This is a genomic window from Pseudomonas sp. CCI3.1 (genome assembly GCF_034313985.1).
Taxonomy (GTDB): domain Bacteria; phylum Pseudomonadota; class Gammaproteobacteria; order Pseudomonadales; family Pseudomonadaceae; genus Aquipseudomonas; species Aquipseudomonas psychrophila.
Genome location: NZ_JAVIWO010000001.1, coordinates 50,983 through 65,849, shown reverse-complemented (window position 1 = coordinate 65,849; position 14,867 = coordinate 50,983). Strand labels below are relative to the sequence as shown.

Genomic DNA, 14,867 nt, shown 5'->3' with positions numbered 1-14,867 from the left:
GCATGGCACGCAGAAGACGTTGAAGCAGAAGGATTGTTTGCTGATAAGTGCGCGTCAGGCCCGATGGCGTTGACGCTGAACGTGAAGATATCCATCACGTGGCGGATGAACTCTTGAAAATGGCAGGGGCGGCTGGATTTGAACCAACGCATGGCAGGATCAAAACCTGCTGCCTTACCGCTTGGCGACGCCCCTGTATCTGTAGCGATGAGTGCCTGGCACTCTTTTACTGATGCTTGCAGCCTGCAAATGTCGCCATTTGCTGCGAGCCTGTAAGGGTTCGCTGCAAGAACGGGCGCAAATATACCAACACTCTTTGGATTGGGGAAGCACTTTTTAAATAAATTTATTCAAAAACAGCTACTTAGTGGTTCTCGGGGCAAAATTAAGCCCTTTTGGCCGTAATGCGGGCCACCCCACTAAAAATCCGTGACACCTCAACTGTGGTGCCGAGCCCGCTCGCGAAGACTGCAAAAGCGCCTCGGCTATCCCCAGTCAACACCGATCTTCGCGAGCAGGCTCGGCCCCACTTCAACTACGGTGCCCACAGAATGTGTGCCTTGCAGGAATTATTGTGGGAGTGAGCCTGCTCGCGATGCAGGCGACGCGGCTTATCCGAATGATCGCGGTGATGCCTTCGCGAGCAGGCTCGCTCCCACTTCAACTTCGGTGCCCACAGAATGTGTGCCTTGCAGGGAATATTGTGGGAGCGAGCCCGCTCGCGATGCAGGCGACACGGTTTATCCGAAGAATCGCGGTGATGCCTTCGCGAGCAGGCTCGGCCCCACTTCAACTTCGGCGCCCACAGAATGTGTGCCTTGCAGGGAATATTGTGGGAGTGAGCCTGCTCGCGATGCAGGCGACACGGCTTATCCGAATGATCGCGGTGATGCCTTCGCGAGCAGGCTCGGCCCCACAGATGTACTGTCAGCATTACCTTCACCACTGGCCGATCTCTTCAGCCTGCCCTTCTGCGGGTCATATGGATCAGCGCCAATCTGTCGCCCTCCGGTGAAGCTCGCTCTTCGATAGCAAAGGGCTGGAATCCCAGCTTTGGATAAAGCAGCAAGCCCGCAGTATTACCGTTGAAACACGAGAGCTGTACTTCAGAGGCGTCGTATCGGTCGAACGCCAGCGCTGTCATCGTCTCCACAATGAAGCTCGCCACACCTTTGCATCGCGCCTGCGGGGCAACGATGACATTGCCGATACAGCAAGTCCCGCCCGGCTCAGCCCGATAGAAGTTGGCAAAACCGACAACTCTATTATCGGCTTCGAAAATCGTTGAATCGAACCGCTGCGCAATCGCGTCGGCCATTTGTGACTCCGTCAGTGGGTATTGCGCTTTTGGGAACATATAAAACAGTTCCTGAGCGCCCTGAGGAAGGCCGCAGATTGTTTTGATGTCATCCGCTTTCACAGGCCGGTGGTGTATTTTCATAGCGCGTCCTTGAGATCTATGGCCCCGGCATTCTAGCTCACCGCCATTTGCTCAAGCACCTGGCTGTTTCGAGCGCAGACCAGGGGCTCGCTGCCTTGAGGCTCGGCTTGTAATTTTTTAAAACTGACGGAGAAGTACCCATGACCGAGTATGAAAGCATTGTCAGTACGGCTGTCGAGAGCGATCTGGACGGCATTCTTGAGCTTCAAGAAGCTAATCAGACAGCCCGTGGCGGCTCACTGTCTGCAAGCCTGCCCCGCTCGCGTATCGCAGCCATGATGCAAGAAATGCCGTTAATCGTTGCCCGGCGCGGCGCCCACGTAACCGGCTTTTTGATGAGCACCAGCCGGACAATGAATGCGGATATACCCATCGTAAAAGCCATGTTCGACGCCTATCAAGGCACCCCTGAGGCCTATGTCTATGGTCCGGTCTGTGTTGGCGAGGAGGAACGTGGCAAGGGCTTGGCGCAAAAAATGTTCGCCGCCCTGAAGCGCCTTGAACCAGGCCGTGAGGGGATTCTTTTCATCCGTCAGGACAACGAACCTTCACTGCGCGCGCACGTGAAAATGGGCATGAATCAAGTTGCATCGTTTTCATTCAAGGGATCTGTTTATGCCGTGTTTTCTTACGTTGCATAAACGGGTAGACCGCGTGGTGTCGAAACTAGCCAATCAGATAAGTGTCTGAAGATCGATGATCTGGCTAACAGCCACACTGATCCGCCACGAAGGTTTCCGGTATGCCCGCCCCCCCTGCTCGCCCAGACCTCATTTATGAATACCCATCGCACCTGCGTGCTCAGGTCGAAGCTGCTCCCCGGGCGCCAGGGGTCTATTTCTTTTACGCTGAAGGCGATTCGATACCGCTTTATATCGGCAAAAGCATCGATATTCGCAGCCGACTGCTTGCCCACCTGCGCGCGCCCGAAGAAGCCAGAATGCTGCGCCAGGCGCAACGAATCGAGTACCAGCAAACCGCAGGGGAAATAGGCGCCCTGCTGCTTGAATCCCGACTGATCAAAGAACTGCAACCCTTGAAGAACAAGCGGCTTCGTCGTCAGCAACGCCTGTGTTCGCTGCGTATTCGCGACGGGGTGCTGGAGATCATCGACACTACCGCGATTGGCGCAGGACCTCAGCTGTACGGACTTTTCCGTAACCGGCGAATGGCTACCGACGCTCTGATGCTGATTGCGGACGAGCATCGCCTCTGCCATACCCTGCTAGGGATTGATAAATCCTCGGGACGCGCCTGCTTCAGGGCACAAATTGGAAAGTGCGCCGGGGCCTGCAAAGGCGCAGAAAGTCATGAGGCGCATACCGAACGCTTGCTCGCTGCTTTAGAACGCTGGGCAGTGCATCACTGGCCGTTCCCCGGCCCAATCGCTTTGCACGAACGGCATGGGCAGGCCGAGGAATACCACGTCGTAGACAGCTGGCGTTACATTGGGACTTACGCCTGCGAGGCTGATGCCAGAAAGGCCCCCAAGCTCACGGGGCAAGCATTCGATGCCGACTGCTACAAGATTCTGGTGCGACCCGTGCTGTTAGAAAGCACGACCATCATCCTGCTTTCGTAGAAGACGGTCTGCTTGCCGCTACTGTGGAAATCAAGCCGAGTGCGATCGTTGTGTTCCGGTTTCCTCCCCGGGTTTTACCTTCAAAATCTAGCCATGTGAGCTGGACTCAACGATCCGCAACCACGGCCAGCGCGCTTGATAGCTTCTGGCTTTCTGTGTGAACAAGTCAGGTTGCAGATTTCTGGGATTGGGGCGTAGAAGCCCCAGTGCCACATCATCCAGTCCGTAGGGTGCATACACCTCACCCGTCTCAGGGACCAAACCAATACACGTACCGGCAACAAGGTAGCGATCAACGCCGTCTCTTGACGACTCAAGTCGCGGATAAGCCCTGCCAAACCGTTCGCCGTACCATAGATGGACACGAGCCTGATTCTTGATATCAACGTTAACGTCCAGGTCCTGGAAAAGCTGCCGGGTTCGAACAATAACGCCGTTCTCAGCCTCCCAGGACAGGTCCGTGTCAAAGTAAAAAATGTCGTAGTCCTTCACACCTGATGCCGGTGGCAGATTCGAATGATGATTCCAGACGGCTTGAAATAAACAACCCGCTGTCAGCATGCATTGGTTCAGCCCCAACAAAAGCAGCCGCTCAGAGATCTGCACGTTAACAGGGTTGTTCATTGCTATTTTGACCAGACTTTCGTGCGTCAATTTCACAGTGGGTCCTCAGTTTCAATACCCCGCACCTTGCTGAAAGTGATGCCTTGCAGAATGAAGATGCCGGATATACAGCTCTTTTAAATACAGGCCTCATATAATAGCCACTTGCAGTTTTTCTCGCGACCACTGCGCGCCAGGTTCTTTTGCGAAAGCCTATTACAAACGCGAAATAAAGAACACCAACATTGCCATTGACCCAATAGTAAAAAAATCGACAAATCGTACAGTCAACATATAAATATTTTCACGCAGAGCATCAACTTTAGCAGGCCTCGTGCAAACTAACGGCTACGCTACCCCCTCCAACATAGCACTCCAATCAATCACCACCTCATAAAACCTATGCAAGCAGCTATAACATGTAGCGCTTTTTTTGTTTAAGGCAATAAAATTGGTTTCGCACCTCAAAAACCAAGGATTAGTTATTCCGATTTATCATATGGAAATCAATCGGCTCATCCTTGACTTCCCGAACACAAGCCAATACAAATACAGCGCCTCTCTTGCATTCCCACGGCACCTCGAGCATTCAAACAAGACACATGGACAATTCACTTAAAAAGGAAATTTACGTGAACAAGAGCCTTACTGAACTTATAAAATTCAACAAGATAAGCACTTCTACTTTTGCAGACATCATGGACGCCAAAGGCATCGGAAGCGTTATTTGCCGAAGCATAAAATCAGTCAATACCGAACAGCACTACTTTGTGGGCGAAGCCTATACGATAGAGTGGGAGCGCGTTAGAAAAACAGGCAATATCTCTGAGTCTCAACCGCCTACATGGCACCAAGTAAAAAACTTCCTGGTTCCAGACATACACTCTGCCGACGGCCTTGTTTATGTGGCCGGTGGAGGCCACTTAATAAAGGAAGAGGCGCTCGCCGGAGGTCTGAGTTGCAGTTATTTCGCTAAACTGGGTTTCGAAGGCGTCGTGCTGGGTGGCGCTGTACGCGACGTATCGGAATTAAAAGCCCTTGCGATGCCAGTCCTTGCCACTAACTTCACCCCCGTGGATACCCAAGGCAGCTATCGGGTCAAGTCCGTGGGTGACAGCTGCATGATTGACGGCTGCCTGATAAAGACAAAAGACGTCATCATTTCGGATGCCAACGGGACAGTCATACTGCCGCCTGATGTATTGACAGACATCGTTTACCTGGCACTCGAGATCGAGAAGACAGAGAGGGAGATTTTAGACATCCTGCATGACAAACATGACACACGGAGTTTGATCACCTTGGTAGAAGAACGCAACCGCATCTAAATCATTCACCATCCCTACAAGGAATAGTTGGGCATGAATATATATACGCTTGGACCTGCCGGAACAAACTGTGAAAAAGCAGCCCACCAGTACATGGAAAAACAACACTGGTCCGGCCAAATAAATCTTCGCACGACCCTCGAGGATGCTCTGGACGATTTACTGAGCTCGCCCGAGCCTGGTGTCTTGATGGGCTGTATCGTGTACCCACAACTGCATGAACTGGTGTTTCGTCACCTCGACTGTTTGAAGCTTGTGGACCACCACTTGATGGATACTCACGATATGGTTTTCGCCACAAACCAGAGCCATACGATTAACCGTATTGGATCGCACCCCGCCCCCGTCAGCCTGCTGAACCAACTTAAAGCGTTAGGCGCCTCCCCGGATATAGTTCTGTGCACATCGAACAGTGAGGCGGCCCTGCAGTGCGCGCAAGGAAGTATCGACGCTTGCATCACTACAATGGCTGCGGCACACGCCAACAAACTGGAGATTGCCAGGAACTTTGGTCCGGTGCCGATGGGATTCAGCATCCACCTTAAAACCTGATCGCACGCTACTGTCTTTGATCTCTTTAGCCGTTTCTGAAACTTTATGGAGAAAGTGACCGTCATGGGCAAGATAACCATTCAAGATTTGACTGAACACAACATTAACTCCGAGGGCACCGCGCGAGCGCGCTTCATCCATACAGAGCATTGCACGATCGCATTCTGGTCTTTGGACAAAGGCGCTATAATCCCTCGCCACCAGCATGTACAAGAAGCCTGCCCCATCATCATTAAAGGAACGCTGAAGCTAATCGTCGACAACATCCCCTATGTATTGACCGACGGACAATGCGCCATTGTTCAATCCAATATCGGACACGAAGCAATCGCCCTGGAAGCTTGCGAGATACTTGAAATTTATTCCCCCGTTCGGGAAGACTACAAGAAGCTCGACTTCCACAAAGTGGCCTGGGATGTAATTGCGTAGACACGCAATGCGAAAAGATGCCGCTCACCTGTCAGGACCGAGCGGCATCATCGCTCCCACTTCCCGAACGACAGTTCAGCGATAGAATCAGCTTCAACCCTCCTTAAGCCCCATGCTTGTTCATCGCAATCAAACAAGGAAGACCCCCATGCTCCAGCTGGTTTGGCTCCGTGACCATATGCAGTTCAGCAACACCATGGCCGAGTGGTTACACCGACAGTTCACTTACGAGTTCACCGGGCAACCTTTGGCTGACTGGCAACATGAATTCGCTGAGGGGCAGACTAACGGCGATTGGCCAAGCCTGATTGCTTTAGAAGATGGCCAGCTTCTCGGAGGGGCGGCACTCGCAACAAACGACTTGCCGGAGCGTCCGGAACTCGGCCCGTGGCTCGCATGCGTGTTCATAGCCACGCATGCAAGAAAGCGAGGCTTGGCGGAGCAACTGATTGAGGGTATCTGCATCGCAGCAAAGAGCGGCGGTTGCTCACAACTCTACCTGCACACTCATGATCGCCACGATTACTACGCGAGGCGCGGATGGCAGGTATTGGAGTGCTTCCAGGCATGGGAGAAGGAACAGTGGCTTATGACCCGGACTCTCTGACTCCAACCAGCAGCAGGTGGTGGTGGTGAAACACACCGGATTTTCTGGGCACCTTGCAAGCCACTACCTAGTGAACCGGGTATGTATCAATTTTTTCGCCTCAGTCGATCCCAGGTACAACGGCATCTAAATCACAGCTGGGGGCACTGAGTGACAGACAGGCGGCCCCCAGGGCTAGTGCGAAATAATTACGTGATCCATCCAGTAATTTTTCAGAGCGAGTGAGAGCCCACTCGGAACGCATATAAGAACAAACTGGCTCACGCTGCGCTGCAGTTGGCATAAAAATTATTATTTATTTGGCTTTTATGTTCAGCGGCTTCAAACCCAACTCAGGGCAGAAATCAGTTTTCGGGGTCGGCCCTATCGGGCGAGTGTCGTGATTAAGCTGAGCCTGGAACAATCTCCACTCACGCGCAATAATGGAGTAAGGGACAAAGATACTTACCCTCTCAGCACCTCTTAAATCGGTCTGAGCAGGTATATCGTGTGGTGTGACCGAGTAGTACCCTTCATTAATACCAACCACACTACCGTCAACGCCGATGACCGGCCCACCCGACATCCCTTTGATCACTGGGGCATCGTGAATACCATAAAGATCACCGCTATTTTCTTTTACATTGAGGAAGGGAGTTTGATACACCTTACCCTTGCCTGTTGTGGTCATCATGTAGGGGCTTACCCCCACGGCCGTTACTTCCTCACCCAGACATGGTGCTCGCCATGAAGGGTAGCTGCCGTCTGCTTTGTGCTTGATGAAGGCGAGGTCACAGCCTGTACTGCAGGAGTATGCAATATCGGGCAAGAATGGAGTATGCCGGGTCGTTACGGCGTAATCATCGTTCCACTGCACTGCCGAGGCCGTATATAGAAACGGTGCTGGAAAGCCTGAGAAGACCACAAAGTACGAATCATTATATTCTCCCGACAAATCGGGCTTTACAAAGCCATTGCATCCCACGGTGGAAAGTGCCACTAGTAAAATCACTGTTATCTTGATCATTATAAATTATCGGCTCATAGAAATATTACGGTCGAATGTTATTGTCAGTCATTTGACAATGCAGGGTATAGCACCTAATCCTCTATCTTAGTGGTCGCCGTATTACTTATAGTCGAATTTCTAATAACATGAATTTCTAAATCCAACTGCGACACGGTAGACAATGTCCAGGTTGGCCTGGATTCCCTTGTGAATGGCACCTAGATGCGTGGATATATCCGAGCGGCCGCTTATGGACGCTTGCTCCCTGTCACTAAGAGCTGCCTGGGGCTAAAAGCAGCCACCCATCAGTTACAGGCTGTTTTTGGCGGCAGCGAAATAAATATTGTTAATACGACTCGTTATCATTAAAGTGTGCGACCTTCCGCTGCGTGATCTCTGCTTATGACGAGCATGACCACCGAAGAGCTTGAGCTGGCCTTTCGGGCCCATGCAACAGAGTTGCGCTCTTTTCTTCATCGCCAGTTGCGCAATCCCGAGACCGCTGCCGATTTGGCTCAGGAAACCTACCTGCGCCTGCTCCGTCAACCGCCACGCAAGCCTGTGCTGAATTTACGCGGTTTTATCTTTAAAATTGCCCGAAACCTGGTCATTGACCACGCGCGCAGCAGCCAAATCCGAGAGCACCTCGACGAAGGTATCGCCTACCTTTATGAAGTCACGGGTGAAAGCCCCGAGCTATTCGATGTTGTGGTTGCGCAACAAGATCTAGCAGCAATGGCCCACGCTTTGAACCGTTTACCTGTCCAGTGCCAGCACATATTTACGCTGTGTCGGCTACAAAACCTTCCCCACAAGGAAGTGGCCTCGCAACTGCAGGTATCGATAAGTACGGTGGAAAAACAATTAGCTATTGCGCTCGACTTTCTCAGTCAATGCCTGCAACGATAACGATATGCACGATCAACCCACCCCTCCCCCGTCCGTCACAGAGGTTCAGCGCACAGCCCACGCGTGGGTCATTCGCCTTACCTCTGGCTCCGTACTGCCCTCTGACCGCGCTGCGGCGCGGGCTTGGTGCGAACTGGCGCCGGATCATCAACAAGCGTTTGTCGAAGCACGGCGTCTGTGGTGTTTAAGTGCCTATCTGGCTGAGCCTCACGCCCCGGCACGGCCGTCGTCACGTCGAATCTGGCAGATGGGCATCGCCGCGTCGTTGGTGCTGGGGCTTGGCCTCGTATGGGCTCAACAAATGGCGTTGGATGCAGACTATTACACCGGCACCGGTGAGCGTCGGCAGGTCGTTCTTGATGATGGTTCTCGCATCGTCCTGAACGCCAACAGCGCCGTAGATGTGAATCTCACGGCCGATGGGCGGCGCATTACCCTGCGCAAAGGAGAAGCTCTTTTCGATGTAAACCCCGACCCGAAACGCCCCTTCAGTGTGCAGGCTGGCGCCTTGAACGCGACGGCACTTGGCACGATCTACGCGGTGCGCCGTGAGGGTGAAAACATCGACGTTACGGTTCGCCGTGGACGTGTGGCCGTCACTGAAGGCTCTGACAAGATCACGCTCGGTATTGGCGAAGCCGTCGGCGCGCATCTCCACGGGCTGGGCGCGAAGCAGAGCGTGGATGTCGACAGGGTACTGGCTTGGGAACAAGGCCGTCTGGTCTTCGAGTTGACGCCGCTTTCGCAGGTGCTTGAGCAGGTCGAACGCTATCGCCCGGGCATCCTGCTGATCAGGGACACGCGCCTGGGCGAACTCAAGGTCAGCGGCACCTTTCAACTCGACCACCTGGATGAAGGCTTGGCGACGCTGGAGAGCGTCTTTCCAATCAAAATCGAGCGCTACACAAACTACCTGCTGGTGGTTTCACCCAAAACGTAACTATTTTTACGGTTGTTGGCGTGTCGTCCGTCTTCCTCCCTAGAACGATAATACTTCGTATTTGGGAGAGTACCGATGCACCATCCGTTACCTGAAGGTTTGCGAATCAAACCGTTGTCAGTCGCTTCGCTAACAATGCTCTGCGGTCTGATGTCCGGCCTGGCGGTTGCCGACTCCCTCACCTTCAACATCCCGCAACAACCATTGGCGAGCGCGCTGAATCGACTGGCCGCTCAAAGCGGCTTGCAGGTGATATTCGATGGCACGCTGGTCGTCGGCAAGAGCAGCCCCGGGGTGGTCGGTACCAAAGAGCCAGAGGTCGCACTGGCTGAAGTGTTGAAAGGCAGCGGCTTGACATGGCGCGCGACCGGTGGGAACAGCGTAATGCTGGAAAAAGCCCCCGAATCGGGAAGCACTCTGCAATTGGGAGAGACTTCAATCCAGGGCCGGGTGATGGGCGAAGTGACCGAGAACACCGGTTCATATACCACCGGGGCCATGCAGACCGCCACCAAGCTACCCCTGACCTTGCGTGAAACGCCGCAGTCGGTCAGCGTGGTCACGCGCAAGCGCATGGACGACAAGGCCATGACCACCATTAGCGATGTGGTCCAAAGTGCGCCGGGCATTTACCTTAATAACTCTGGCGGAGCCGGGCGGCCCACGTTCAGCGCGCGCGGTTTTGACGTCGACACCATCCTGTACGACGGCTTTCCCACTAGCTTCCTCACTTACCTGCCCAGCAGCGAAGCTAACCTGGCCATGTATGATCGGGTGGAGATCGTTCGAGGCGCCACTGGCCTGGCCCAAGGCGCCGGCAGCCCTGCTGGCGCCATCAATCTGATACGCAAACGCCCTCCCCATGAGTTCCAGGCCACACTCACTGGCAGTGCCGGTAGTTGGGACGATTACAGCAGCACGCTGGACATCGGCGGTCCGCTCAATGAGAACGGCACTCTGCGAGCGCGTACCGTGATCTCGCGGCAAGACGCCAAAAGTTTCCGTGATTCTGTGGGGAGTGACGCAGATCTGTTCTATGGCGTGGTCGATGCCGACCTGAGCGACAGCACCACACTGACGCTCGGTGCCTACCGCCAGAAGGACCATACCAACTACGTCTGGGGTGGCTTGCCCATGGTCCGAGGTGGTGGGCACCTTGGGCTGTCACGCGACACCTTCCTGGGGCATGACTGGGAATACATGGACAACCGCACCACCGGTTATTTCGCGACTCTGGAACATGGCCTGGCCAACGACTGGAAGCTGCGCATGGCCGCCATGCAGTCGACGACCCACACTGATGTGCTGGCCTCATCCATATGGGCATACAACCGTCACTATCTATGGACGCAAGCCATGGAGCAGAAAGAAACCGGTTACGACCTGGCCTTCAGCGGTCCCTTCCAGTTACTGGGCCAGGAACATGACCTGACGGTGGGCGTCAGTAAGCGCCAGCTGGATTATCGTACCGGTAAGCTTTGGGAAGCGTTCATCGACAATGGCACCGATCTCTTCACCTGGGATCCACGTGGCCATGCCAAGCCCGATATCGTCAAGGGCCCCAACGGCCGTCCCGAGACCACCACCCAGGACAGCTTATATGCCAGTACCCGCCTGCGCTTGACCGAACCGTTGTCGCTGATTCTCGGCGGCCGCCTGGACTGGTATGAATTCGAAAACAGGACAAATCCTGAAAGCAGCTACAAGGTCACGCGCAATCTGACCCGCTATGCCGGCCTGGTCTATGACCTGAACCCCCATCACTCGGTCTATGTCAGCTACACCGATATCTTCAAGCCGCAAACCGAAAAAGGCATCGGCGCAGAAGTGATCGTCCCTATCGTGGGTGAGAACTACGAGGTGGGTATAAAGGGCGAATACTTTGATGGCGCACTCAACGCCAGCGCGGCGATTTTCCAGATCGATCAGAAAAACCGAGCCCTGGAATTACCTGATGTCAAAGGTTGCGGCACCAGCGCCATCAGTGCGTGCTATGAAGCTTCCGGCCTGGTGCGCAGCCGGGGTATTGATCTGGAACTACAGGGTGCCCTGACCGAAAACTGGCAACTGGCCGGTGGGTATACCTACACCCAGACGAAATACGTCAGCGACACCAACGCAACCCTGGAAGGCCAGGATTTCAACCGTAGACTGCCGCGCCAGCTATTCAAACTGTCCACGATCTATACCCTGCCCGGTGACCTGCAACGCTGGCGCATTGGTGGTGATGTCTACCAGCAGAGCCAGATTCGCACCTCAGGTGGCAGCGGTACCACGGCATGGCAAAATCGACAGGGTTCGTACACGGTGGCCGGCCTGGTGGCAGGCTATAAGGCTAGCGAGCAACTGGATCTGCAACTCAACGTAAACAACCTCTTCGACCGTACTTACTACGTCAGCATTGCTAACGGAGGCTATGATCCGTACGACATCTACGGCGATCCACGCAATATGAAACTGACTGCCCGCTACAGTTTCTAAGGCGCTGTTTTGCCTTGGCAAGCCAGTGATTAAGTGTTGAAAGGGGGTTCTGTGCCCTGCGCCAGGCTTGTGCGAAGCCTGAAGCCCCGCAAGAATGAAGGTCCGAGCGTGTCGTATCACTCTGAATTCGATCACGTCCTTGCGCTCATTTAACTTAAAACATCAGCTTACCGTCATGGCAGCAAGTACTGCTTTCACGCGCCACAATTCTCATGGGCCTTGCTCCCGGCTGCGCCGGTTGCCGGACACAAAAAAAACCGCAAAGCGACAATGCTGTTCACTTATGTAAAAGCCGACTTTATGAGAGCGAGCTTGCTCACGATCTTTGGCAATAAAGCACGACCAGTTCTTCACACCGCTGGTCGTGCTTCGTTCTAAAGTAAGGAGCATTGCGCAGTTATGCGGGCTTCAAGGTGCTTCTCTCACGGCAGAAAAGGCCACAACGTGCAGGGAGCGACTTAGAACGCGTAGACCAGTGTGGCCGTAGCGCTTCGTGGGGTGCCATACCATCCACGAGCACCGATCGCGGTGTAATAACGCTTGTCCAGCGCGTTGTTGAGGTTAAGCGAGACGCTGGTTTGTGGCGTGAACGCGTACTGCGCCATCAGATCGACAACACTGTAAGCACCCTGAGTGAATGTCTCCTTGTTAGGCCCGGCGCCTTTGTAATACTCCGTACCTTGCCAGCGCACACCGCCGCCCACTTTCAATTGCGGGAGTGAATCGAGGCGATAGCTGGTAAACAGCTTCAACGTATCGCGAGGCACTTCGGTCAACAGGCGTTTATCACTCGAGTTTTTTACCTCGGCATAGGTATAGCTGGCCAAGACCTGCCAATCGGGAAGGATCTCCCCGGCCATTTCCATCTCAAACCCGCGGGTTTTTGTGCCCGACTCAGCGCGATAGGCTTGGTTGCCATCCGGCGCCAGTTGGGCGCCATCGGCTACTGCAAGATTGTCTTGATGCACCTCGAAGACACTGAGAGCAGCAGTCAGACGCTTTTCCCAGAACTCACTCTTGATCCCCAACTCATAGTTCACGCCTTCTTTAGGGTCCAGGTAGCTCCCATTGACGTCCTTGTTATTTTGCGGTTTGAAGATAGTGGTGTAGCTGGCATAGGCCGACCAGTTTTCGTCGAAGTCATAGACCAAGCCCAAGTATGGCGTCACGATCCCGGTTTCGCTGCGCGAGGTGCGTTTGATATCGCCTGTCGACAGTTTGGTGGCGGCTTCGTCTCGCTTCCAGTCGATCACTCGCGCCCCGGTAATCAGCGACAGATCATCCGCCAGACTCCAGCGAACCGAAGCGACCAACCCATCCTGTTTTTCATCCAGCGCATCTCTTGACGACTTGGTGTAAATGGCATCCGGTATGGCCAGCGAGCCATCCCATGTGTAGATGTTGTTGATGTCCTGGAACGACCAGAGCGGATAACCATCGTTGCGGTAATACGACTTGGAGTGACTGACGCCCAGATACAGTTGGTGCTCGCGGGTAAACAGCTCAAAAGGACCGGTAGCCGACAGGTCGAACGTGGTCTGTCGTGGCTCCCCTGACCAACGTCCAGTCCACGTGCCGATACCACTGCCGTCGGGCTTCACGGTGCCGTTGGCCGCAGTGGCAAAGGCGTCGTCGTAGCTGCGCCGACTGTGCTCAGCGTTGAACTTTATATGCCAGCCGTTATCAAGTTCTCGATCAAGGGTGGTGAACAGCGTCTTGGTTCGACGTTTGTGGTAACTCCAGTCCGAGGCCGAGTTGAACGAACGAGACGGGCTGAAGTGACCACCATCGGAAGTGAACATCGGGAAGCCATGGTTGCCGGCCCCTTTGTTGTCCATGTCCTGATACTCCGCCCCGACTGTCAGCATTGTGTCATCGGTGACGTCCCATTCAAGCACCCCGTATCCCACCTGCCGTTCTAGGGTCTGGCGGTCGATGTGACTCCGGCTATCGCTGCTCGACGCGACAAAACGCCCGCGAACATTGCCGCTTTCGGACAACTTTCCGGACACGTCCAGTTCGGTGCGGTAACTATCCCAAGAGCCCGCCTTAAGCGTCAGCGTACGTTTTGTTTCTAGCGTCGGTTTTTTGCGAATCAGATTGACGGTGGCACCGGGATCACCGGTCCCCGACATCAACCCCGTGGCGCCACGCACCACCTCGATCCTGTCAAACGTAACCGTGTCAGAAAGGTCGTCGCTAAACCCATAGGTATCAGGTCGATTGACCCCGTCGACCTGAATACTGCCGACTTCAAAACCTCGTACATAGATGTGGTTAGCGTCGCTACCGGCGGGCCCCATGCTCTCGACGACCACGCCTGGGGTCTGCTCAAGCACCTGGGTCACATCGTTCAGGTTCAGATCTTCAATCAACTCGCGCGTTATTACACTGATCGACTGCGGCGTCTCGCGTGCCGACAGGCGCAGACCGGTTGCGGTGTTGGCCGAGCCCGTGGTGTAGCTGCCCGTGTCCTCAGTGGTGGCGCCGAGGCCCACACTGGAGACAGTCGTTGCAGCCAACTCCATCGAACTGGATGGGGTAGACCGGGCCAGCCTGTAGCGCTTGTCACCCACTTGCTGAAACTTCAGACCACTGCCTTGCAGCAATAGAGCGAGGCCCTGCTCCGGTTCGTAATGCCCCTGCAACCCAGCAGTGAGCAAACCAGCAGTTTCTTCGCTGCTGAAGCTGACGCTCACTGCGCTCGTGCTGGCGAACGTATTGATGGCGTTGGTCAGAGACCCCCCCGAAATGGTGTAACTGACCGGCGCGGCCCACGCAGCGCTATTGGCCAATAACGAACCAGAAAAACTAAACGCCAACGCGACACTGCGAAGACTAAAGGGGGGGCAAGAGAAACAAGCGGACATCCATCGGCTCCTGTTAGTGATGATTATGTGATCCACAGGTAGGAGACGAATTGCTAATGGGAATCTTTTACAAAAACTTATGGAGAGACTCAACCCAATCGCGGTTGAAGCCATCAAACGTCCTTCGCGTTCGCTTG

Annotated in this window: 13 protein-coding genes, 1 tRNA gene and 1 pseudogene; 10 read left to right on the top strand and 5 right to left on the bottom strand. The window is 54.3% G+C overall.

Annotation, left to right across the window (positions count from 1 at the left end):
- Positions 1–120: 120 nt before the first annotated feature.
- Together RGV06_RS00260 and RGV06_RS00255 are read right to left on the bottom strand one after the other, a co-directional pair.
- Positions 121–195: transfer RNA gene (locus tag RGV06_RS00260), tRNA-Gln, on the bottom strand.
- 763 nt (positions 196–958) lie between these two features.
- Positions 959–1,441, bottom strand: a complete 483-nt coding sequence (locus RGV06_RS00255) for a GNAT family N-acetyltransferase (protein WP_019821847.1) — start codon at positions 1,439–1,441, stop codon at positions 959–961.
- Positions 1,442–1,581: 140 nt separating this feature from the next.
- On the opposite strand from RGV06_RS00255, the gene RGV06_RS00250 reads away from it, so the two are divergent.
- Positions 1,582–2,082 (top strand): GNAT family N-acetyltransferase, encoded by a 501-nt coding sequence (locus RGV06_RS00250; protein WP_173667394.1) that lies wholly within the window; start codon positions 1,582–1,584, stop codon positions 2,080–2,082.
- A gap of 101 nt (positions 2,083–2,183) precedes the next feature.
- A complete protein-coding gene (locus tag RGV06_RS00245) occupies positions 2,184–3,023 on the top strand; it encodes a hypothetical protein (protein WP_019821851.1) in 840 nt (279 codons plus the stop codon).
- A gap of 87 nt (positions 3,024–3,110) precedes the next feature.
- Here the strand turns inward: RGV06_RS00245 and RGV06_RS00240 are convergent, their stop codons facing one another.
- Complete coding sequence (locus RGV06_RS00240) at positions 3,111–3,683, bottom strand: nucleotidyltransferase family protein (protein WP_322149041.1); 573 nt, start codon at positions 3,681–3,683, stop codon at positions 3,111–3,113.
- 575 nt (positions 3,684–4,258) lie between these two features.
- Between RGV06_RS00240 and RGV06_RS00235 the strand changes: the two genes are divergently transcribed.
- From RGV06_RS00235 to RGV06_RS00220, 4 genes are all read left to right on the top strand, one after another.
- Entirely contained in the window at positions 4,259–4,954 is a 696-nt protein-coding gene (locus RGV06_RS00235) for an RraA family protein (RefSeq protein ID WP_322149040.1), read from the top strand.
- Between the two features lie 33 nt (positions 4,955–4,987).
- Entirely contained in the window at positions 4,988–5,506 is a 519-nt protein-coding gene (locus tag RGV06_RS00230) for a hypothetical protein (protein WP_019821857.1), read from the top strand.
- 63 nt (positions 5,507–5,569) lie between these two features.
- Positions 5,570–5,935 carry a cupin domain-containing protein gene (locus RGV06_RS00225; RefSeq protein WP_019821858.1) on the top strand — a complete coding sequence of 122 codons (366 nt, stop codon included), beginning with the start codon at positions 5,570–5,572 and terminating at the stop codon, positions 5,933–5,935.
- Positions 5,936–6,083: 148 nt separating this feature from the next.
- On the top strand, positions 6,084–6,542 hold the full coding sequence (locus tag RGV06_RS00220) for a GNAT family N-acetyltransferase (RefSeq protein ID WP_019821859.1): 459 nt from the start codon (positions 6,084–6,086) through the stop codon (positions 6,540–6,542).
- Positions 6,543–6,837: 295 nt separating this feature from the next.
- On the opposite strand, the gene RGV06_RS00215 is transcribed toward RGV06_RS00220, so the two are convergent.
- Entirely contained in the window at positions 6,838–7,548 is a 711-nt protein-coding gene (locus RGV06_RS00215) for a trypsin-like peptidase domain-containing protein (RefSeq protein WP_148561536.1), read from the bottom strand.
- A 393-nt stretch (positions 7,549–7,941) separates the two neighbouring features.
- On the opposite strand from RGV06_RS00215, the gene RGV06_RS00210 reads away from it, so the two are divergent.
- From RGV06_RS00210 to RGV06_RS00195, 4 genes and pseudogenes are all read left to right on the top strand, one after another.
- Positions 7,942–8,439, top strand: coding sequence for an RNA polymerase sigma factor (locus tag RGV06_RS00210; protein WP_072022833.1), 498 nt, complete (start codon positions 7,942–7,944; stop codon positions 8,437–8,439).
- A gap of 4 nt (positions 8,440–8,443) precedes the next feature.
- Positions 8,444–8,605, top strand: a pseudogene (locus tag RGV06_RS00205) (FecR/PupR family sigma factor regulator); the annotation flags it as partial.
- An 81-nt stretch (positions 8,606–8,686) separates the two neighbouring features.
- Positions 8,687–9,379: a FecR family protein gene (locus tag RGV06_RS00200; RefSeq protein ID WP_046809294.1), complete on the top strand. Its 693-nt coding sequence runs from the start codon at positions 8,687–8,689 to the stop codon at positions 9,377–9,379.
- A gap of 75 nt (positions 9,380–9,454) precedes the next feature.
- Positions 9,455–11,860, top strand: a complete 2,406-nt coding sequence (locus tag RGV06_RS00195; protein ID WP_322149036.1) for a TonB-dependent siderophore receptor — start codon at positions 9,455–9,457, stop codon at positions 11,858–11,860.
- A 458-nt stretch (positions 11,861–12,318) separates the two neighbouring features.
- On the opposite strand, the gene RGV06_RS00190 is transcribed toward RGV06_RS00195, so the two are convergent.
- Positions 12,319–14,730 (bottom strand): TonB-dependent siderophore receptor, encoded by a 2,412-nt coding sequence (locus tag RGV06_RS00190; protein ID WP_322149034.1) that lies wholly within the window; start codon positions 14,728–14,730, stop codon positions 12,319–12,321.
- Positions 14,731–14,867 lie beyond the last annotated feature (137 nt).